The sequence below is a fragment of the Limnothrix sp. CMB-01 genome (assembly GCF_055193175.1).
In genome coordinates, this window is record NZ_CM143720.1 from 2,220,821 (window position 1) to 2,240,664 (window position 19,844).

General features: G+C 54.2%; 17 protein-coding genes. 10 read left to right on the forward strand and 7 right to left on the reverse strand.

What is annotated here, in order from left to right:
* Positions 1-38 precede the first annotated feature (38 nt).
* Together psb29 and ACZA91_RS09420 are read left to right on the forward strand one after the other, a co-directional pair.
* Positions 39-785 (forward strand): photosystem II biogenesis protein Psp29, encoded by a 747-nt coding sequence (gene psb29, locus ACZA91_RS09415; protein ID WP_099531634.1) that lies wholly within the window; start codon positions 39-41, stop codon positions 783-785.
* A 187-nt stretch (positions 786-972) separates the two neighbouring features.
* Complete coding sequence (locus tag ACZA91_RS09420) at positions 973-4,410, forward strand: class I SAM-dependent DNA methyltransferase (RefSeq protein ID WP_190535411.1); 3,438 nt, start codon at positions 973-975, stop codon at positions 4,408-4,410.
* 78 nt (positions 4,411-4,488) lie between these two features.
* Here ACZA91_RS09420 and ACZA91_RS09425 read toward each other — a convergent pair whose 3' ends face one another.
* A complete protein-coding gene (locus ACZA91_RS09425; protein ID WP_463186417.1) occupies positions 4,489-5,457 on the reverse strand; it encodes a transposase in 969 nt (322 codons plus the stop codon).
* Between the two features lie 174 nt (positions 5,458-5,631).
* On the opposite strand from ACZA91_RS09425, the gene ACZA91_RS09430 reads away from it, so the two are divergent.
* On the forward strand, positions 5,632-6,456 hold the full coding sequence (locus ACZA91_RS09430; RefSeq protein WP_190534251.1) for a DUF3800 domain-containing protein: 825 nt from the start codon (positions 5,632-5,634) through the stop codon (positions 6,454-6,456).
* A gap of 170 nt (positions 6,457-6,626) precedes the next feature.
* Positions 6,627-7,505 carry a class I SAM-dependent methyltransferase gene (locus tag ACZA91_RS09435; protein ID WP_190534254.1) on the forward strand — a complete coding sequence of 293 codons (879 nt, stop codon included), beginning with the start codon at positions 6,627-6,629 and terminating at the stop codon, positions 7,503-7,505.
* A gap of 57 nt (positions 7,506-7,562) precedes the next feature.
* On the opposite strand, the gene ACZA91_RS09440 is transcribed toward ACZA91_RS09435, so the two are convergent.
* The 4 genes from ACZA91_RS09440 to ACZA91_RS09455 form a co-directional block, all read right to left on the reverse strand.
* Positions 7,563-8,201, reverse strand: a complete 639-nt coding sequence (locus tag ACZA91_RS09440; protein WP_099531630.1) for a response regulator transcription factor — start codon at positions 8,199-8,201, stop codon at positions 7,563-7,565.
* A 6-nt stretch (positions 8,202-8,207) separates the two neighbouring features.
* Complete coding sequence (locus tag ACZA91_RS09445; protein ID WP_463186292.1) at positions 8,208-9,428, reverse strand: sensor histidine kinase; 1,221 nt, start codon at positions 9,426-9,428, stop codon at positions 8,208-8,210.
* A gap of 316 nt (positions 9,429-9,744) precedes the next feature.
* Entirely contained in the window at positions 9,745-10,950 is a 1,206-nt protein-coding gene (locus ACZA91_RS09450) for an ABC transporter permease (protein WP_463186294.1), read from the reverse strand.
* Positions 10,950-12,296 carry an efflux RND transporter periplasmic adaptor subunit gene (locus ACZA91_RS09455; protein WP_463186296.1) on the reverse strand — a complete coding sequence of 449 codons (1,347 nt, stop codon included), beginning with the start codon at positions 12,294-12,296 and terminating at the stop codon, positions 10,950-10,952. The genes ACZA91_RS09450 and ACZA91_RS09455 overlap by 1 nt, the downstream gene beginning before the upstream one ends.
* A gap of 218 nt (positions 12,297-12,514) precedes the next feature.
* On the opposite strand from ACZA91_RS09455, the gene fabD reads away from it, so the two are divergent.
* The 6 genes from fabD to adhE all read left to right on the forward strand — a co-directional run bounded on the left by fabD (position 12,515) and on the right by adhE (position 17,323).
* On the forward strand, positions 12,515-13,393 hold the full coding sequence (fabD, locus tag ACZA91_RS09460) for an ACP S-malonyltransferase (RefSeq protein ID WP_463186298.1): 879 nt from the start codon (positions 12,515-12,517) through the stop codon (positions 13,391-13,393).
* A gap of 186 nt (positions 13,394-13,579) precedes the next feature.
* Positions 13,580-13,873, forward strand: coding sequence for a type II toxin-antitoxin system RelE family toxin (locus ACZA91_RS09465; RefSeq protein WP_190355879.1), 294 nt, complete (start codon positions 13,580-13,582; stop codon positions 13,871-13,873).
* Positions 13,870-14,151, forward strand: a complete 282-nt coding sequence (locus tag ACZA91_RS09470; RefSeq protein WP_190355880.1) for a hypothetical protein — start codon at positions 13,870-13,872, stop codon at positions 14,149-14,151. The genes ACZA91_RS09465 and ACZA91_RS09470 overlap by 4 nt, the downstream gene beginning before the upstream one ends.
* A 10-nt stretch (positions 14,152-14,161) precedes the next feature.
* Positions 14,162-14,284, forward strand: coding sequence for a hypothetical protein (locus ACZA91_RS09475; RefSeq protein ID WP_255512379.1), 123 nt, complete (start codon positions 14,162-14,164; stop codon positions 14,282-14,284).
* 12 nt (positions 14,285-14,296) lie between these two features.
* Entirely contained in the window at positions 14,297-14,509 is a 213-nt protein-coding gene (locus ACZA91_RS09480) for a hypothetical protein (RefSeq protein ID WP_463186302.1), read from the forward strand.
* Between the two features lie 180 nt (positions 14,510-14,689).
* The gene (adhE, locus tag ACZA91_RS09485; protein WP_463186304.1) at positions 14,690-17,323 is read left to right on the forward strand and encodes a bifunctional acetaldehyde-CoA/alcohol dehydrogenase; all 2,634 of its coding nucleotides are present in this window, start codon (positions 14,690-14,692) and stop codon (positions 17,321-17,323) included.
* Here adhE and ACZA91_RS09490 read toward each other — a convergent pair.
* On the reverse strand, positions 17,320-19,191 hold the full coding sequence (locus ACZA91_RS09490; RefSeq protein WP_463186306.1) for a sensor histidine kinase: 1,872 nt from the start codon (positions 19,189-19,191) through the stop codon (positions 17,320-17,322). The genes adhE and ACZA91_RS09490 overlap by 4 nt on opposite strands.
* 453 nt (positions 19,192-19,644) lie before the next feature.
* Positions 19,645-19,791: a hypothetical protein gene (locus ACZA91_RS09495; protein WP_463186308.1), complete on the reverse strand. Its 147-nt coding sequence runs from the start codon at positions 19,789-19,791 to the stop codon at positions 19,645-19,647.
* Between the last annotated feature and the right edge of the window lie 53 nt (positions 19,792-19,844).

The following is a 19,844-nucleotide window of genomic DNA, read 5'->3' on the forward strand; positions in this document are numbered from 1 at the left end:
GAAAATAGACAAGCCGATCGCCATAGAACGCGCCTCCCGTGAACGAAATCCGCACCGTTTCAGAAACCAAACGCACCTTCTATTCGCTCCACCAACGGCCGATCAACGCGATCTACCGACGAGTGGTTGAGGAATTGATGGTGGAAATGCACCTGCTCTCCGTCAGCGTCGATTTCCGCTTCGAGTCCATCTATGCCCTCGGGGTGGTGACGGCGTTCGATCGCTTCATGGCAGGCTACCAGCCCGATCGGGACTTGGGTTCCATCTTCAACGCGCTCTGTCAGTCCGTGAGCGGCAACGTGGACGACTATCGCCACCGGGCCGATCGCCTGTTGGAAGCGGCCAAGGTTGCCAGTGCCGACGACCTGGCCGCCGCGCTCAACCGGGCCGAGGGCAGTGGCGGGGCCTTGCGCGAAGCCGCCGATGTGCTCGCCAATGGTCAACCCTTCAAATACAGCCGCCTGTTTGGGATTGGGCTATATACCCTGCTGGAGTCCACCACCTCTGACCTGGCTGGCAATGCCGAGCAGATCAAAGCGTGGATCGATCGCCTAGGGACAACCCTCAACCTCCCGATCGAGAAGCTGCAAAAGGATCTGGAACTCTATCGCGGCAACCTGGAGAAAATCGCCCAGGCTCGGATCACCTACGAAGACATGCTAGAGGCCGAACGCCGCAAGCGCGAACAACGGGCCCTGGAAAAAGCCGCCGCCGCCGAAGCCAAAGCGGCCAGCGAAGCCGCCAGTGAGTCGAATGCTGCCCCTTCGCCTGCCGACCCCAGCTAAGTTCCTCAGCATTGCCCAACTTCCCGCGCATCTAATGGAGGGGCCTAGACCACGCATGGTTTCTGGGCCCCTTCCGGGTTTTCAAGGGCCAGCCTGATGGCATCGGTTGCGAGTGACGGTTGGCAATCCAGGCGATCGGTTCAGATCGGTAAGATAAGCGATAGGTATTTTCGGCCCTAACTCCCCAATGACCCCGGACGATCGCGATCGCGTTGCGGCATTCCTGAAAAAATGGCAAGGCTCGGAAGGCAACGAACGGGCGAATTATCAATCGTTTTTTGGGGATTGGTGTCGCGCATTGGGGGTCGAAGAGCCGCCGCCGAAGGGAACGGTTCCCGGCGATCCCTACTGCTTCGATAAAGATATTAAGTTCTACAGCGATAGGGCCGAATCCACGCGGTTTGCGGATTTTTATAAGGCCGGTTGTTTCCTGATTGAAGCCAAACAGGGCAGCGATTCTTCAGCCAAGGGCCATGGCAAACGGGGCACGAAGATCTATCGCGATAACCTGCAAAAGGCCTTTAACCAAGCGAAGTCCTACGCCTACAACCGAATGCTGGGATCGTTGCCGCCATTTTTGATGGTGTGTGACATCGGCTCCCATTTCGAGATTTGGCAAGGGTTCAGCGGCGAATATGGCGGCTATGGGGCGAGGGAAACGGTCAACCTGGCGGACTTGGCCCAGCCGGAGGTGTTCGATCGCTTTGTCAAAATCTTCACCGATCCGCAGGCGCTAAACCCCGAAAAGCTGCGGGCGCGGGTGACGCGGGAAGTGGCGGCGGAGTTGGCGAAGCTGTCGCGCTGGCTGGAGGAGCAGGGCCACGATCCCCAGGTGACGGCGAGTTTCTTGATGCGCTGCATTTTCACGATGTTTGCGGAGGATGTGGCGCTGCTGAAGGGGGAGGTGTTCACCAAGGCCCTGCGCGATCGCTGGATTCCCAACCCGGCGACCTTCCAACCGGAAATCGAGTCTCTGTGGGAAACGATGAATCGGGGTGGCTCCTTCGGGTTCGAGAAGGTGCTGAAGTTTAACGGCAGTTTTTTTGAGAATGCGACGGCGATCGCCCTGCCCAAGGAACAGCTCGAAATTTTGTATGGGGCGGCGGCCAAGGATTGGAGCCAGGTGGAGCCAGCGATTTTTGGCACGTTGTTGGAACGGGCGCTGGACAAGGCGGAGCGCAGCCGGTTGGGGGCGCACTACACGCCGCGATCGTATGTGGAGCGGTTGGTGCGGCCGGTGGTGATGGAGCCGTTACGATCGCAGTGGGAGGCGATCGAGCTGGAGGTGAAGCGGCTGTTGGATGGCAGTGCGACGGCGGTGGCCAAGGCGGTGGCGGAAATTCAGGGTTTTTTGGAGCAGTTGCGATCGATTCGGATTCTCGATCCGGCCTGTGGAACGGGGAATTTTTTGTATGTGTCGTTGGATTTGCTGAAGGGTTTGGAGCAGGAGGTTTTGACGCGGCTGGTGGATGTGGCGGGAGAGGTGCAACTGAATGTCTTAGAACAGGTGAATCCGTCGCAATTTTTAGGGATTGAAATTAATCCTCGGGCAAAGGAAATTGCTGAATTGGTGATTTGGATTGGCTATTTGCAGTGGCATTTCAAGCGATTTGGTAATGCAGAGCCATCCATGCCTGTTTTACGAGCGTTTGACAATATTGAATGTCGCGACGCGGTGTTGACTTATGACGGGGTAGAGCCAGATATTGACCTGAAAACGGGGCAGGTGCGGACTCGTTGGGGTGGACAGATGATGACTCACCCAGTAACAGGACAGGAAGTTCCTGATTTAACGAATCAAGTCATAATCTATCGCTATCGAAATGCACGTCCCTCTGAATGGCCAGAAAGCGATTACATCGTTTCTAATCCGCCTTTCATTGGCAATGCCAGAATGCGCGAAAAGCTGGGCGATGGCTATACAGAAACTCTTCGGCAAGTCTATGCAGATGTGCCCGACACAGTTGATTTTGTCATGTATTGGTGGCACAAGGCAGCCGATCTTGCTATTAAAAATCAAACAGGCACGTTTGGCTTAATTACAACCAACAGTATTAATCAACCTAGATTACGATGTGTCCTTGAAAAGCAATTTCAAAAAGCGCCAGATCTGCAATTAAAATTTGTGATCCCTGATCATCCCTGGGTTGATGATGGTGCTGATGTCCGCATTGCGATGACTGCCTGTCAGCTAAATCCGACAACTCAGAGTTTGGGTTCAGTTGTCAGTGAAACGGAATCGCCAGACCGAGACTTTTCAGAAGTTGTCATTGAATATAAAGACACTCAGGCGATTTTTAGTAATCTGCGTGATGATTCTGACTTGGAACAGATTGCTTCTCTTAAATCGAATGAAGGACTTGCCAGCCGAGGCATTATGCTCGGTGGAAAGGGGTTCTTGCTGAGGGACTCGCAAAGAAGCTTGATTGAACCGGATTTAATTAAAAGGTATGTGAATGGCAGAGACCTTCTCAGGAAATCTCGAAACCTAGTTGTGATCGATGCATTTGGACTGTCCCAAGGAGAGCTGCAATCAAAATATCCACGTACCTATGAATGGCTCTTGAATAATGTCAAGCCAGCAAGAGAGGCAAATAACGATCCAAAACTCAAGAAGGAGTGGTGGCTATATCGTCGATCGAACATTACAATCAGACAGGCTTTGAGCAATCTGAGACGATATGTTGTAACGGTCGAAACTGCAAAGCATCGAATTTTTTCTTTTGTTGATCGAGATATTATTTGTGACAACAAGATTCTGATCGTTGCCCTAGAAGATTCCTACGCTTTAGGAATTCTTTCTAGTGCTATTCATGTTCGCTGGGCTTTGGCGGTTGGTGGGCGACTGGAAGATCGTCCGGTCTACGTTAAAACAACTTGCTTTGATCCGTTTCCGTTTCCTGATCCAGACGATCGCCTCAAACAAGAAATTCGGGAACTGGGCGATCGGCTCGATACCCATCGCAAAACCGTGCAGGCCAACCACCCCGACATCACCATCACCGGGATGTATAACCTGCTCGAAAAACTCCGCGCCGGTCAACCCTTCACCGACAAAGACCGCGAACTGAACGATCGCGCCCTCGTCTCCACCCTCAAACAAATTCACGACGACCTCGATCGCGCCGTCTTCCGCGCCTACGGTTGGGACGACCTGATCCCCCAATGGGAACGGGCGCAGGGCTGTGCGTCCCTACCGGAGGAACCCGCCAACAGCCTCGATGAACAAATCCTGGAACGGCTGGTGAAACTCAACGCCGAACGCGCCGCCGAAGAACGCAACGGCCACATTCGCTGGCTGCGGCCCGACTACCAAGCCCCCGCCACCCAAACCACCCAAACCGCGATCGCCAACCTCATCGACAGCCCCGCGCCGATCGCCCCCGCCGCCGAGCCACAGCCCTGGCCCACCCAACCGAAGGCCCAACTCGCCGCCATCCGCGACCTGCTGCGTAGCAACCCCGGCAACTGGTCGATCGAGCAAATCGCCGCCCAATTCAAAGGCAAAATCACCGATAAACGCAGACAAGTTATTCGCGAAAATCTCGATCGCCTCGAATGGTTCGGCCTCGCCATCCAACAGGAAAATACCTGGCACTACGCCGCCCCCAGCCCGATCGCCTAGAACGACCGTGATCGATCAATATGTTGAGATATAGCTTCTTGGTCAGCAGTGTTGAATCTAAACACAAAACTTCATACTCTAGGCAACAAGAGTTTCTGGCAGTAAATCATAGCTCCAATGACTGATTGAGCCATAGCGACCGAGTACAACTTGCAAATATCGCAATTTATCTAGTAGCGTCTGACTATAGAATTGCGGCAATTCTATTAACTGCAAGATGGCATAAGCAATTAAGACCATGTAGATCTGTATTGCTACGCCATTTTGATTTTTCGTAATGAGCTGATCTAATTTTAAATGCATCTTTAAGAACTTCCATAGCAACTCAACCTGCCAGCGCTTTCGATATAGTTCTCCAATCTCTTCATTTGAAAAGTCTACTAAATTCGTTGCTAAACGAAATTCACATCGACTTTCTAAATCGCAAAAGGTGACTACTCGATAGCGGTCATGATTCAGATTGACTTTCATATTGTTCTTGATTCGCACCACAAAATAAGTTCCTATTTCACTCAACTCATCAATGAAATGCCAATCAGCAAAACCCCGATCCATAATCCCAATCCCGTTTTCAGGAATCATACTCGGCAGGTAGCCAGAAAATTTGGCATCATGCCCTTGACCAAAATGGATCAGGCATTCGCTTGACCACCCTTGTTGCTGATTGAAGCCTGCTAAGAGTTTGACTCGATGATAACTCTGTTGCCAAAACAGTCGGCTAGTGAGAGTCACAACGGTGGAATCAATGGGCATTAGCATCATGGCATCGGGATGATGACGCTGTTTCAGTGTTCTGATTAGCTGAGTGTAGATGCGGCAGAATCGGTGATTATCTCGGTTTTTACAAGCCTTGGAAAACGTTGATATGTCTACTGAGATACCGGTGTGATTGAGCTTGAAAAATAGGTCTCTCATGCTCATCAAACCTTGATCAAGAATGAAAGTCAACCAGATCTCAAAAAATCTCCGACTGCTGAGCACTGGGTAATCATGCTCAGGTAAGCTTTTGAGAATAGGTTTGACGATTTGAGAGAATGAGCGTAACATTGGTGTATTACTTTTTGATTGTTTGGGGTAAGAATTACATCTTCTTACCCCTTTTTTATAACCTGAATCTGTCATTCAACACTTCTGCTTCTTGGTAACATCAGACATGGCTAGTCATTGAGCTTTTCATCATCCAAGCTCTTTGAAGTGAGTCAATCTTCAAGCGTTTTTTTCATGACTATCGATTCGGAAACACACCACTACTTTGTTGATGAAGCAGGCGATTTAACGTTCTTTAATAAAAAAGGGCGAGTGATCATTGGTCAGCCAGGGGCTTCTCGGTTTTTCATGGTAGGCATTGCCCAGATTGCTGACCCTGAAGTCGTTGCTAGGGAGTTGGAGAGCTTGCGGTTGGCATTAATAAATAATCCGCGCTACAAAGACATTCCCTCCATGCAACCGCAAGCCCAAAAAACAGTAGTCACCTTTCACGCAAAAGATGACTATGCAGAAATTCGAGAGCAAGTTTTTGAATTAATGCAGTCCTTCGATGTCAAAATCTATGTTGCAATTCGTAGCAAGATTGAAATTGCCCAACGAGCGCAAGATAATTTCAAGAACCTGAATAAAAAATTGCAACAAAATTCGATTTACGATGACTTGATTAAGCGCCTATTTAAAGATCGACTGCACAAAGCGAATTTCATTAACATCACCATTGCACGACGCGGCAAAGAAGCCCGCGAAGAAGCACTAGGACAAGCAATTAACCAAGCTCGCAAAAACTTTGAATCCAGGTGGAATATTAGCGCTAACGGGTTAATTTCAATCGAGTCAACATACCCGTCTCAGAGTCCAGGCTTGCAAATTATTGATTACTATTTGTGGGCGCTGCAACGCTTCTATGAGCGCGAAGAAGATCGATTTTTTAAACCGCTTGCCCCTAAATATCGGCTGATTATGGATCTAGACGATAAACGCCATAAAGATTATGGAGAGTGGTACAGCGATAGGAATCCGCTAACGGCTGAAAAAATGAGAGAGGCTAGGTCTAGGTAAAACCTAAACACACGGCATGGAGCCGACGTTCGCCTCTCGCTCTCTATTTTACCGCGCTGACCTGGGATGTGACGACGGAAAACCGTTGCAACTGCCCAAGTTGGCACATGCGCACCAAACCCCTAGCCGCGATGCCGATATTCTGAGGGCGATGTTGCTATGTCTTGTCCATGACCGTGAGTAGCCCCGACGCGATCGCCGCCCTTGAAGCCGCCAAAGCCCAAGTCATTGCGGAGTTTGGTGACTGGACGAACCACAACATGCGCCTTGCTGACGGGTGCTACACGATCGCCCCAACCCCGACCCCCTCGGAACCAAAGCTGCGCCGCATGACCCAAATTGTCATGGACTGGTGCGGCGGTTCTGTGGAAGGGTTGCGGATTCTGGATTTGGCTTGTTTGGAGGGGATGTATGGCCTGGAGTTGGCCATGCAGGGCGCACAGGTGGTGGGCATTGAAGGGCGCGAAGCCAATTTGGCCAAGGCGCGCTTTGTGAAAGAAAGCCTGGGCCTGAGCAACATCGACTTTTACTGCGACGACGTGCGCAACCTGTCCGTGGAGCGCTACGGCCAGTTTGATGTGGTTCTGTGCTTGGGGATTTATTACCACCTGGACGCGCCGGACGTGTTTCGGTTCATGGAGCAAATCGGCTCCGTTTGCACCAAGCTGGCGATCGTCGATACCCACGTCAGCCGCACCGCCGAAGAGCAGCACGACTACGCCGGGTTGACCCTGGCCGGTTGTCGCTATGTGGAACACGCGCCGGAAGCTTCCACGGACGATCGCCTGAAAATTCTTTGGGCTTCTTTGGACAACGACTACAGCTTTTGGTTAACGCGCCCGTCGCTGTTTAACCTGATGCAGCACTGTGGCTTTACATCGATTTACGAATGTCACTCGCCGCTGGTGGAAAAATTCGAGCAATTGCGGCGATCGGGGACGGGCGATCGGGCCACCTTTGTGGCCTTCAAGGGTCGCCCCGTGGCCCTCAAGGCTTCCGACCTCAGCAACGACAGCCGCCCCCTGCCCTGGCCGGAAATCCCCCGCTAAAGGCCAATGAGCGGTGGATCGTGGCCCGCTCAGTCGGCGGGCTAAGGGGCTAGGTATTCAGCGTCGGTAGTGCTGTTGGGCCCAGAGGGCCGCTTGGGTGCGATCGGTCACCTGTAGTTCACTCAAAATGCGACTGATGTGGTTTTTGACAGTGCCGTGGGCTAAATACAAAATCTGGGCGATTTCCTGATTGGTTTTGCCCTCGCCCAGCAGCCTGAGCACCGCCAATTCGCGATCGCTAAAACGCTGGGTCAGGTCAGCCGGGGTGGTTGGTGGATGGGTGGTTAAATGCGCGAAAACTTTCGGGGCGATCGTCGGGCCTAGTTGACTATAGCCATGGTGGACGCTGCGAATTGCATCGGCCACTTGTTTGGAAGGGGCGTTTTTGAGGATATAGCCCAAAGCTCCTGCCTGGAGTGATTGCCAAATATAATCCTCGCGATCGAACGTGGTCAGCACCAAAATGCGAATCCAAGGAAATCGCTGATGAATTTCCTGCGTTGCCCGAATTCCATTACAAATGGGCATTTCAATATCCATCAAAATAATGTCGGGTTGCTGTTGCTCGGCCAGGGCGATCGCCGTCTGGCCATTGTCCGCTTGACCCACAATTTCGAGATCCGTTTCTAGGGCTAGCAACGTGGCCAAGCCCTGCCGAAAGAGATCTTGATCATCAACCAATAGCAGCCGAATCATAGCGGCTCAATCCTCAGGGGTTAATCCCCATGATCGGGGAATTGTGATGCGGAGGGTGGTGCCTGTTCCCGGTGTGCTGGCGATCGCAAACTGCCCGCCGAGAAGCTGCACTCGTTCTCGTATGCCGCGCAATCCATAACCAGTTGTGGCCGCGCCCGGATCAAAGCCTTGGCCATTGTCCATAATTTCCAAATTGAGCGTGGATGCTGTGTAGTGACTCAGCAAATCTACCCTCGAAGCCCGCGCATGTTTTTGCACGTTGGTTAAGGCTTCTTGAATGATGCAATAAACCTGATGGCTGGTTTGGATATCGATCGCCGGTAGGTTCAGTCTTGAGGTAATCACCAGGGATTGGGTGTTGTGAATTTGATTGATTAACCGCTGCAAGGCCACATCGAGCTGAAAAGAGGGATCACGGGTGGTTTGAACCGCTTGGTGTACCGCCTCTAAGCATTGACTGGCTAAGGTTTGTGCATGGTTGAGGGCGGTAGCTGCCTGATCGCGATCGCGCCCTTGCATCACTTGCACTAACTCGAGTTGTAGGCGAAGGGTGGTCAGCGAATGGCCCAAGGAGTCGTGAATTTCACGGGCAATGCGCGATCGCTCCAAATCCGCCGCTAGGGTTTCCATTGCTTGGGCCAGGGCTTCCGATCGTTGGCGGCTGCGACGCTCAGCCATGATCAAAAAGCCAATCACCATCACCAACGCACTGATGCTGATATATTCCACCGAACTCGATAAAATAATCGCCTGTGGTTTATAAATCTCCTCCCACTGTTGCGATCGGGTGGTTTCAATAAACAATTTTTCAATAACAGGAATCGTCCACCAGATACAGAGTAAGTAACTAATTCCTGATCCTGCCACGAGATAGACAATGGTTTTTCGATTAAACAAAAAACAACTTTTGATTAAGATCAAATATAAAAGCAAATGCAAATCGACTAGTAACAGTTGCGCCACTAGAACCAGCGAGATTTCCAGTCCGATATAGGTGTAGCGTACCCAGTGAGGTTGCTTGATTGGAAAAAACCAACTTAGCAGCCAAAAGATGGTAACAAACACCAAAACCTTGCTGAATAAATCGGGCAAGGTCGGCAATTTATAAAAATACCAATCAATGCCATAGGCCAAGCCATACATTAAGAGCAAGACCCATTCCGCATAGCGCATCATGGGCCGTAACTTAAAGAAAGAGGAACCAAAGTAGCTGCGTAGAGCTTTCATCCTGAAATACAGTGAGTAATTCCCACTGGAGAATAATTCAAAGGGCTTCAAAGGGATTTAAAGCGATGTCAATTTGGGATAACGATGCATAAGCAAACTTGCCAATTTCCCCCCTTGGTAAGGGGGGCAGGGGGGATCGTGGCCTGTCGGGCCCACCCCAGAATGGTTGCTCCGATCTGCCGTTGATCGAGGATCCCCCCTCAATCCCTCCTTAGGAAGGGGGGAAGTCCGTAGGGTGGGCACTGCCCACCTAATAATTGCTTCATAGCATCTGCGATCTGGCGTACCCATTGTGTTAGGTAAAAGCTGTATTTTTCTAGGATGTTTTCAAGGCCGTAATCGGATCGAGCTGGGCCGCTTGACGAGCTGGAACCACGCCAAAAACCAGACCAATGCTTCCAGAAATGACCGTGACCACCACCATGGCCTGTACAGGGACGGTGGGCTTGAAAGGAGTCAAGGTGCCGATCAGGGCCATGCCGCCAGCGCCCAGGGAAATGCCCACAACGCCACCGGCCACGGCCAAGATCGTGGCTTCAATTAAAAACTGCTGCAAGATCGCCTGGGGGGGAGCGCCGATCGCCTTGCGGAGACCAATTTCTTGAGTGCGCTCGGCTACGGAAACCAGCATGATGTTCATGATCCCAATGCCGCCCACCAGCAAGGAAATCCCCGCAATTAAGGTGAGCATTGTCCCCAACGCGCTGGTAATTTGCCCTAACAAATCCTGAATGGATTTATTCGCCACCACTGAGAAATCCTGTTTGCCATGCAAGCGTGTCAACAGATTCGTGACTTGGAAGGCAGCCGATCGAATTTGGGCTTGGTCGCGGGCGGTGATCTCAATTTCATCGATCAGCAGTCCTTGGGGAACTCGTCGCCCTACGACTTGATGGGCCATGGTTGTGATTGGAATGAAGGCATTGGCATCGGGATTCACACCGAGAAATGCGCCTTTTCTTTGGATGATGCCAATGATCTGAAAGCTCTGATAGTTAATTCGGATTTCTTGGCCGATCGGGTTGTTGCGATCGAACAGTTTCCGGGCCAGCTCCCCACCCAACACCGCCACCTTGCGATCCTGGCGTTGGGCGGCCTCGTCCCAAAAAATCCCCTGGGCCATGCGAATATTCCGCACCTTGAGAAAGTCGGGCGTGACTCCCTGCACCGTTGCCGTCATGGTGCGACTGCGATGGCCGATCGCCAAGGAACTCGAAATCGTCGGTGACACCCATTGGACGGCCGGTGCTTGGGCGGCAATCAAGTCAGCTTCGGACAGCAGCAAGCGCGGCACTTCGCCGGTCAGTTCCTTGCTTTGTTGTTCACTCAAAAAAACGTACAGGGAGTTTGCACCCAAGGATTCCACCTGAGTTGCGGTGAAATGTTGGGCCCCTTCACCCAGCCCCACGGTGGCCACCACTGAAGCATTGCCAATCACGATGCCCAGCATGGTCAGCAGGCTCCGCATTCGATGGCTGACCAAGGTGCCGATCGCCATGTTGAGCGTATCTAGAGGGTTCATTAGAAGCCGCTTCCTTCGGGATTATCAACACCCGGAATCACTTGATTGATCGGGGGACTCAGCAAAATGCGATCGCCCGCTTGCAGGCCCGATCGCACCTGGGCTTGGCTGCCACTTTCTGCACCGATTTCCACGGTTTGAAAGCGTGCTTCCTGGTTCGGCACCACCCGCCATACGCCCTTGCGGCCGTCCTTTTGGGTGACAAGGGCCGCGAGCGGTATCACCAGCGCATTCCGAATCGGCTGGCCCAAAAACGCTAATTTGACGTTCATGCCGGCTTTTAAGATGTCCAGGCCCGTTTGCAGGGAAACTTTGATGCGAAAGGTGGTGACGTTGTTTTCTGGCACAGCTCGGGGGGCAATGCGCTTGACCCGCCCCTGAAACGTGCGATCGGGATAGCTGTCGCTGCGAATTTCGACGGCCTGGCCCTGGCGAATTTGGCCGATCGCGGTTTCGGGAATTTTGGCTTCGACTTCTAAACCACTGAAGAGTTCGGCAATGGCGGCAGAGGTGGCCCCATCACTGCTGGATGCGGTGGTGGTGGGCGCGACAAAATCCCCCACATCGGCAAATCGGCGGGTGATGACTCCTCCAAAGGGCGATCGAATCAGCGTGTTTTGTAACTGGATCCGCACGACTTGCAGTTGCGATCGCGCTTCTGCGACTTGGGCCCGGGCTTGGGCAACTTCCTCGGCGCGAAATCCCTGGCGCTGTTTATGGAATTCCTGTTCGGCGGTGGCCAAGCTGGCTCTGGCTTGCTCGACGGTGGCGCTGGCGTTGCGGGCTTCGGTTAAGGTCTCATCCAAAGCGTCTTGACTCAGTACGCCTTCGCTGGCCAAAAGCTGGCGGCGCTGCAGTTTTTGGGTGGCTAATTGCCACTTTCCTTCGGCCTCTTGCAACTGGGCTTGCTGCCGTTGCACCTCGGCTTGGGCTTTGGTGATGTCTTCAGGGCGATTCCCCGCGAGTTTCAGTTGCAATTCCGCCTGTGATCGCGCCAGGCCCGCTTGAGATTGTTTGACCTGCGCTTGCAGTTGTTCGCCGTCCATTTGGGCCACCACTTGCCCAGGCTGCACTCGATCGCCCTCGCGCACAAACAAGGCCGCCACCTTGCCGGCCTCCTTGGGGGCCAAGTTGACCTTACGCAGGGGCTGCACCACCCCATTGGCCTGGACTTGCACCACCAAATCTTGCCGCCGCACAACGGCCGTGTCCTGGGCGAGATCCACCTTGGGGGCAGGCGCTGGGTGAGGGATCACCAGGGCGATCGTACCCAACAGGCCCAGGGCCCCGAGGCCCCCGGCCCACAGCCGCCATTGCTGAAACTTGAACCGAATCGCAGGTTGCATCGACGTTGCCCAAACCGGGATCAAATGCCACGCCATCACTCTAAAAACATCGCCCCCATCGCGACGACTGCCGCCGGTCATCAGTGCCCATGACTAGAGTCACGATTTCCCAGCGGCCGCCATCAGGGGCGGATTGCCGGAAATTCCCCGCTAGCGCAACGGGCCGGCCGCTTGGTATAAGCACCTTGTCTATACCGATGCGAAGCACAACAAACACAATGGCAAAAACCCTCTGGATGTTCCCGGGCCAAGGCTCCCAAGCCGTTGGCATGACTGCCGACTTGCTCGACTCGCCGGCCGCCCAAGCGAAGTTGGCGATCGCGGATGAAATTTTGGGTTGGTCGGTGGCGGAGGTCTGCAACGGCGACGAAGCGCAACTCTCCCAAACCCAATACACCCAGCCTTGCCTATACGCGATCGAGGCGATCTTGGTTGATGCGCTGAAAGCCGCCGGTCAATCGCCTGATTTGGTGGCGGGTCACAGCCTGGGGGAATACGTGGCCCTCTACGCGGCCGGGGCCTTCAGCTTTGAAGCGGGTCTGAAGTTGGTGAAGCGGCGGGCGGAGTTGATGCAAGCGGCTTCCGGCGGCAAGATGGCGGCCATGATTGGCTTCAACCGCCCGGCCCTAACCGAGGCGATCGCCGCTACCGAGGGTGTGGTGCTGGCCAACGACAACAGCGATGCCCAAGTGGTAATTTCCGGAACGCCCGAGGCGGTGGATGCGATCCTGGGCAGCGTCAAAGCCAAGCGGGCTGTGCCTTTGGCCGTGTCCGGCGCGTTCCACTCGCCCTACATGGCGGAAGCATCGGCGGAATTTAACGAAATTTTGGCGGCTACGGATTTTACGGACACGGCGATCGGGGTGCTCTCCAACACTGACCCCACCCCGGAAACCAGCGGCGCAGCTTTGAAAGAACGGCTCTCGAAGCAGATGACCGGTTCGGTGCGCTGGCGGGAAACGATGGTGATGTTGAACCAGGTGGCCTGCACGGAGGCGATCGAAGTGGGGCCGGGCAAAGTCCTGACGGGTTTGCTGAAGCGTGCCTGCCCCAACACCGCCCTGGTCAACATTGCCGCCCTCGCCGACATCGCTTAAATCTGCTTGCTGGTGACGTGATGGAGTGATCGCTGGTTGTCTAGTGATGCTTGGCAATTGGCTCTCACTCCGATCGCTAGGGGCAGCCATCTACACGGTAAAACCCTTAAAATCGCTCAACTACTTAACCCAGAATTTCTCGATGAATAGGGATGGGTGATTTTCAGATTGCACTTTTAAATTCCTATGTACACTATAGAAATATCCCGAAGCGCTCTAGATGACTTACGTGTTTTTAAAAAACATGAACAGAAAGAGGTTCTTGATGAAATATTTCAGCAGTTGACTTATGAGCCGACCGTTGAAACACGTAATCGAAAGCCTTTAAGAACTAATGATTTATCTGATTGGGAACTCAGAATCGGTAATTTTCGGGTCTTTTATTCAGTTGAAGAAATTGTTCGAGTTGTAGCTATCGAAGCTGTGGGCAGGAAATTCAATAATCAACTCTTTATCCGTAATCAGCCTTACGACCTATGAAAGTAATTCATTTAACCCATGTTATTCAGTTTCTTCTGAATCTCTTTGCCCAAGCTCAAGATGATGTTCTGCTTTTGAAGCTGCCCGATGGTCGCGAATTTGTGTTGACCTCCGTTGAGCGATTGCAAAATTCGGCCGAGGATTTGACCACGGAGGTTCAGCAAATTACGCAAAATCCAGAACTGATGGCCCTGTTGCAAGAGCGCAAGACGGATCGATCGCGCTTGAGTTTGGCGGATGCTTACGATCGCCTGGGTCTAGAACAGCCCGAGTCATAAGCTGAGATTCATGAATGATTTTCTAAGGCGGCGCGATCGGTATATGCGTGATAGTTTGGCGGTGCGTTTAGGTGGCATTGCGGCAAATTTGGCGCGGGTCAAATCCTTTGGCAAAAATCCTGATCATGGGTAGCTCATTTCCAGTTTGCTGCGGGAAAGTGGTTGGTTTATTGAATGGGCAGCCCCCGAGACCGATTTACCGGTGGCGATCGAGCTGGTGGCGATTCAGCGGCAGATTGTTCAGTGGTTAGCCGATTGGCCGGTGCTGTGGCCAAATGCCGATCGCCGTCAGGTGGTGTTGGAGCGATCGAGCCTGTGGAGTCAATGGATTTTGGAGCGATCGGGCCTGTTGGACTAGGGGAATGGTCACCGAGCTAAATGATGGTTTTGAGCGATCGGCGGCCGAGCGTTCTGTGAGACTTCGTAAAGGTTCGTTGCAATTCGGGTGAGCAAAACCTAAAAACTTGTCAACAAATCTAACCAAAACAAGGGGATCAACCTAGCGTAAAAACAGAACGCCATTCCTGCGAGGTGCGTTATGACCGTTACCAACGATCGCGAACTCGAAGCCCTAATTGCGCGGGTCAAAGCCGCACAGCGCACCTATGCCACCTTCAGCCAAGAGCAGGTGGATTTGATCTTCAAAAAAGCAGCCTTGGCGGCCAACGCGGCCCGCATCCCCCTGGCCAAGCTGGCGGTAACCGAAACGAGAATGGGGACGATCGAGGACAAAGTAATCAAAAATCACTTCGCCTCGGAATTCATCTACAACAAATACAAAGCCGAGAAAACCTGCGGGGTGATCGAAGAGGACAAGGCCTTTGGCATTCAGCGCATTGCCGAACCCGTGGGGATTTTGGCGGGAATTGTGCCCACCACGAACCCCACTTCGACGGCGATTTTTAAGGCCTTGATTGCCCTGAAAACCCGCAACGCGATTATCTTTTCGCCCCACCCCCGGGCCAAGGACTGCACGATCGAGGCGGCGCGGGTGATTTTGCAAGCGGCCGTGGAAGCCGGGGCCCCGCCGGACATCATCGGCTGGATTGATCAGCCCACCGTGCCCCTGTCGCAGCAGTTGATGCAGCACCCGGATGTGAACCTGATTTTGGCCACGGGCGGGCCGGGCATGGTGCGTGCCGCCTACTCGTCCGGTCACCCGTCCCTGGGTGTGGGCGCGGGGAACACGCCGGCCCTGATTGACGAAACGGCGCACCTGAAAATGGCCGTGTCGTCGATTATTCTCAGCAAAACCTTTGACAACGGCATGATCTGCGCCAGCGAGCAATCGGTGGTGGTGGTGGATGCGGTCTATGAACAGGTGAAGCAGGAATTTCGCGATCGGGGGGCCTATTTCCTGAACCCCGAAGAGAAAGTCCGCATGGGCGCGCAAATCCTGATTGATGGGCGGCTGAACCCGAACATCGTCGGTCAATCGGTGGAACAGATCGCGGCGATGGCCGATATTCAACTGCCACCGGGTACGCGCCTGATTGTGGGCGAGGCGAGCGTGGTGGGGCCAGAGGAACCGTTCTCCTACGAAAAGCTGTCGCCGGTGCTGGCCATGTATCGGGCGGCGGATTTTGCCCAGGCGGTGGAACTGAGTGAGTCGCTGGTGATGTTTGCCGGACGGGGCCACACGGCGGTGCTCTACACGTCGCCGGACAACCGCGATCGGATCAAGCAGTTTGAGGATCAGGTGCAAACGGCGCGGGTGCTGATCAACACGCCCTCGTCCCAAGGGGCGATCGGGGATATCTATAACTTCCGTCTCGATCCGTCCCTCACCCTCGGTTGCGGCACTTGGGGCGGCAACTCGATCAGCGAGAACGTGGAACCGCGCCACCTGCTGAACATCAAAACCGTGGCGGAACGACGGGAAAATATGCTCTGGTTCCGGATTCCGCCGAAAATCTACTTCAAATATGGCTCGCTGCCGGTGGCGATTCGGGAGCTGGCCGGGCGCGATCGGGCGTTCATCATCACCGACAAACCCCTTTACAACCTGGGGATCACGGCGGGTCTGGAAAGCGTCCTGGATGACATTGGCCTGAAGTACGACACCTTTTACGATGTGGAGCCGGATCCTTGCCTGGGAACGGTGAACCGGATTTTGGAACAGATGCGATCGTTCAATCCGGACACGATCATCGCGATCGGGGGCGGTTCCCCGATGGACGCGGCCAAGATCGCCTGGTTGCTGTACGAGCATCCCGAAATTGAATTCGAGGGGCTGTCGATGCGGTTCATGGACATCCGCAAGCGGGTGTATGAGCTGCCGCCTTTGGGCCAAAAGGCAATCCTAGTGGCGATTCCCACCACCTCGGGCACAGGGTCGGAAGTCACGCCCTTCGCGGTGGTGACGGACGAGCGCACGGGGATCAAGTACCCCCTGGCGGACTACGCCCTCACGCCGACCATGGCCATTTGCGATCCGCAATTGGTGCTGGATATGCCCAGGGCCCTGACGGCTTTTGGGGGCGTTGATGCCTTGACCCACGCCCTGGAGTCCTATGTGTCGGTGTTGGCTTCGGAGTTCACGAACGGTGAGGCCCTGGAGGCGATTCGGCTGATTTTCAAATATCTGCCCTCGGCCTACGAGCATGGGGCGGCGGACCCGAAGGCGCGGGAAAAGATGCACTACGCGGCGACGATGGCGGGGATGGCCTTTGCCAATGGTTTCTTGGGGATTTGCCACTCGATCGCCCACCAAATTGGCGGCGCGTTCCACATTCCCCACGGCCTGGCGAATGCGCTGTTGATTTCCCACGTGATTCGCTACAACGCGACGGACGCGCCCTTTAAGCAAGCGGCGTTCCCGCAATACAAGTATCCGAATGCGAAGTGGCGCTACGCCCGGATTGCGGACTATTTGAACTTGGGGGGCACGACGGAGGACGAGAAGATCGATCGACTGATTGGGGCGATCGAGGCGCTGAAGCAGCAGGTGGGAATTCCCCGATCGATCCGGGAAGCCACGTCAATTAGCGAGGCGGAGTTTTTGGCGAAGTTGGACGATGTGGCCGATCGCGCCTTTGACGATCAATGCACGGTGTCGAATCCCCGTTACCCGATGATCAGCGAGCTGAAAACGCTGTTGTTGCGGGCCTATCACGGAGATTCGCCGCTGTTGTCGGCTCCGGAAGCGCCGGAACCGGTGACGACTCCCTAGGGCCTGGTTGAGCCGTCGCCCGCGAGTGGTTCGATCGGGGCTTGATCGTCTGCGGCTAAAGGGGCTGCTTGCGGTTGGGCTGGATCGGCGATCGCGAGTCGAACCGGTAACTTCAGCGTAAACGTCGTTCCCCAATCGCCCGATTCGCAATCGATCGTGCCGCCGTGCTTTTCCACAATCACCTGCTGGGCGATCGCCAGACCCATGCCCGAGCCTTTGCCCACGGGTTTGGTTGTGTAAAACAACTCAAAAATCCGCGATTGTTCACTGACGGGAATGCCCAAGCCGCTGTCGGTGACCGCCAAGCTGACCGAATCCGGGTCAAGGGTGCGGGTGGTGAGCTTCAGGGTCAAGAGCCGATCGGGCTGTTGGCGGAAGGCCTCATCCAGCGCATCGATCGCGTTCGTCAAAATGTGCATTAACACCTGATTGAGCTGACCCGCATAGCACTCGATCGGGGGCAAAGATCCGTAGTCCAACTGCACCACAATGGCCGGGCGGTGAGCTTGGGCACAGAGGCGCGACCCCAAAATGGTGAGCACGCTATCCAGGCTTTGGGGCAGGTCGATCGCCTTCACCTCCGCCTCATCCAAACGGGCAAACAACCGTAACGACAGAACGATCGCCCGGATGCGTTCCGCGCCCGATCGCATGGAAGCCATCAGTTGCGGCAAATCTTCCCGCACAAACTCCAAATCCAACTGTTCCACGAGCGATCGAATCTCTGGACTGTGGGGGCCATGACCCGCCTCATACAGCGTCAGCAACTCCAGCAGATGGCTCACCCCCTCCGTGACATGGATCAGGTTGCCGTAGATAAAACTGGTGGGGTTATTGATTTCGTGGGCCACCCCGGCCACCACCTGCCCCAGGAGCGACATTTTTTCCGTTTGGATCAGTTGCGCTTGGGTGCGGCGCAAATCCATCAGAGTTCTGTAGAGGGTGCGGGCTTGGGAGCTGGCAAAATCCGCCGCATCCGCCAACTCTTGATTGCGTTCGGCCACCCGCTCAATCAACGTATCAAGAGCCTGGGCCAAGGATCCCACTTCGTCTTGGCTGGTGATGCCCACCCGTTGGCTGAAGTCGCCGGTTTCCGCCACCCCTTGGGCCACCGTGGCCGCCCGCACCAGGGGATTGACGATCGCCCGCGTGACTCGCATCGCAATCACCCCTGCCACCGCCGCCGACAGCAACAGGCTCAGGATCACAACGCCTTTTTCCAGACCTTGGGCCTCTTCGAGCAAAACTTCCGCCTGTTCCGCTTGCCCATGGGCCATAATCACCAGCCGGGACAGGGCGCGATCGGCCCCGGCCAGCGCTTTCCATTCCAGGGCCTCCGCTGCCTCTTTGGCTGCCTTCTGGGCGGCCGATTGATTGGCCTCGTCCGCCTGCTGCATCAGCATTTGCTGATTGGCATATTCCTGAAGATCCGCCACGCTTTGATTGGCCAAGTGCAACAGGCGATCGGGGCGATCGGCCAGCCATTGGGGATTTTGCTTGAGATAGGCGGTGAGTTCGTTGGCTAAGTCGCGGGCTGTTTGGATGGCCGCGATCGCGTCCTGCTGGAATAGTTGTCGTTGTGCGACGGGAATTTCATCATCCCCCGCTTCATCAATGGCGAGGCGAGCCGCCTGCAAGTTGCTGCGTAAATCGCTGAGTAATTGAACTTGTGTGGTTGCGTCGTGCAGTTGGGCCACCCCGCGCCCTTGGAAATGATCCGCCAGGGCGATGCCGGCCAAGGAGCCAACGGCCCCCGTGGCGATCGCCAAGATATAGCCCAACGCAATCTTTTGGCTGAAGTGCCAATTGCTGATGCGTTGTTGCCAATGGCCGAGCCAGCGCGATCGCCCCTTGATCTGGATCTTCATCGTGGAGTGGGACATCGCTGCCGTCGAGTGAGGAGAGGGCAGTGGAAAATTCATTGATTACGAATTTTAGGGCAGCTCCAACCGCAACAGCCCTACGCCGTGGGCTGATTATGCTTGGTTGTAACCTCAATGGATTGATGCAAACCCTGAAAGATGGATAAATTTAACGATTCATGAGGGATGAAACGTGAATTCACTATCTTTTTTGTGTAGTTTTGGAAGGCTAAGGCAGCCGTCAAAGTCGATCCCAATCTATCAGGTGCTTTCTTGAAATGGCGTTAAGAAATGCAATCAAGAATCAACAATATAATCCATCAGTTGATTACCTAATTGGGTGCGATCGGCAACGTGATCAGTATCCAAATGTCCGTATTTGAAGGCCTTGAAAGTCGCAAAGTTTACCAAACCTTGACCCTAAAAACCGCAATTCTGGTAACGCTGAATGGGTCATGGCTACCGCAACTGAAATGTTTCGTCCCGATCGCCCAGTTCGCCAACCGATTCCCGGGGAGTATGGCGCTGGGTGGAGTCTGGGGCCTGAGCCAAAACCTGAGCCAAAATATATTCCCCAATGCTTCGGTTGGGGTTCGGTGGCCCCACCCCCCCGCGTCTCGGTCGGTAGGCAGTAGGATTAAAAGTGATTTTGTAATCGA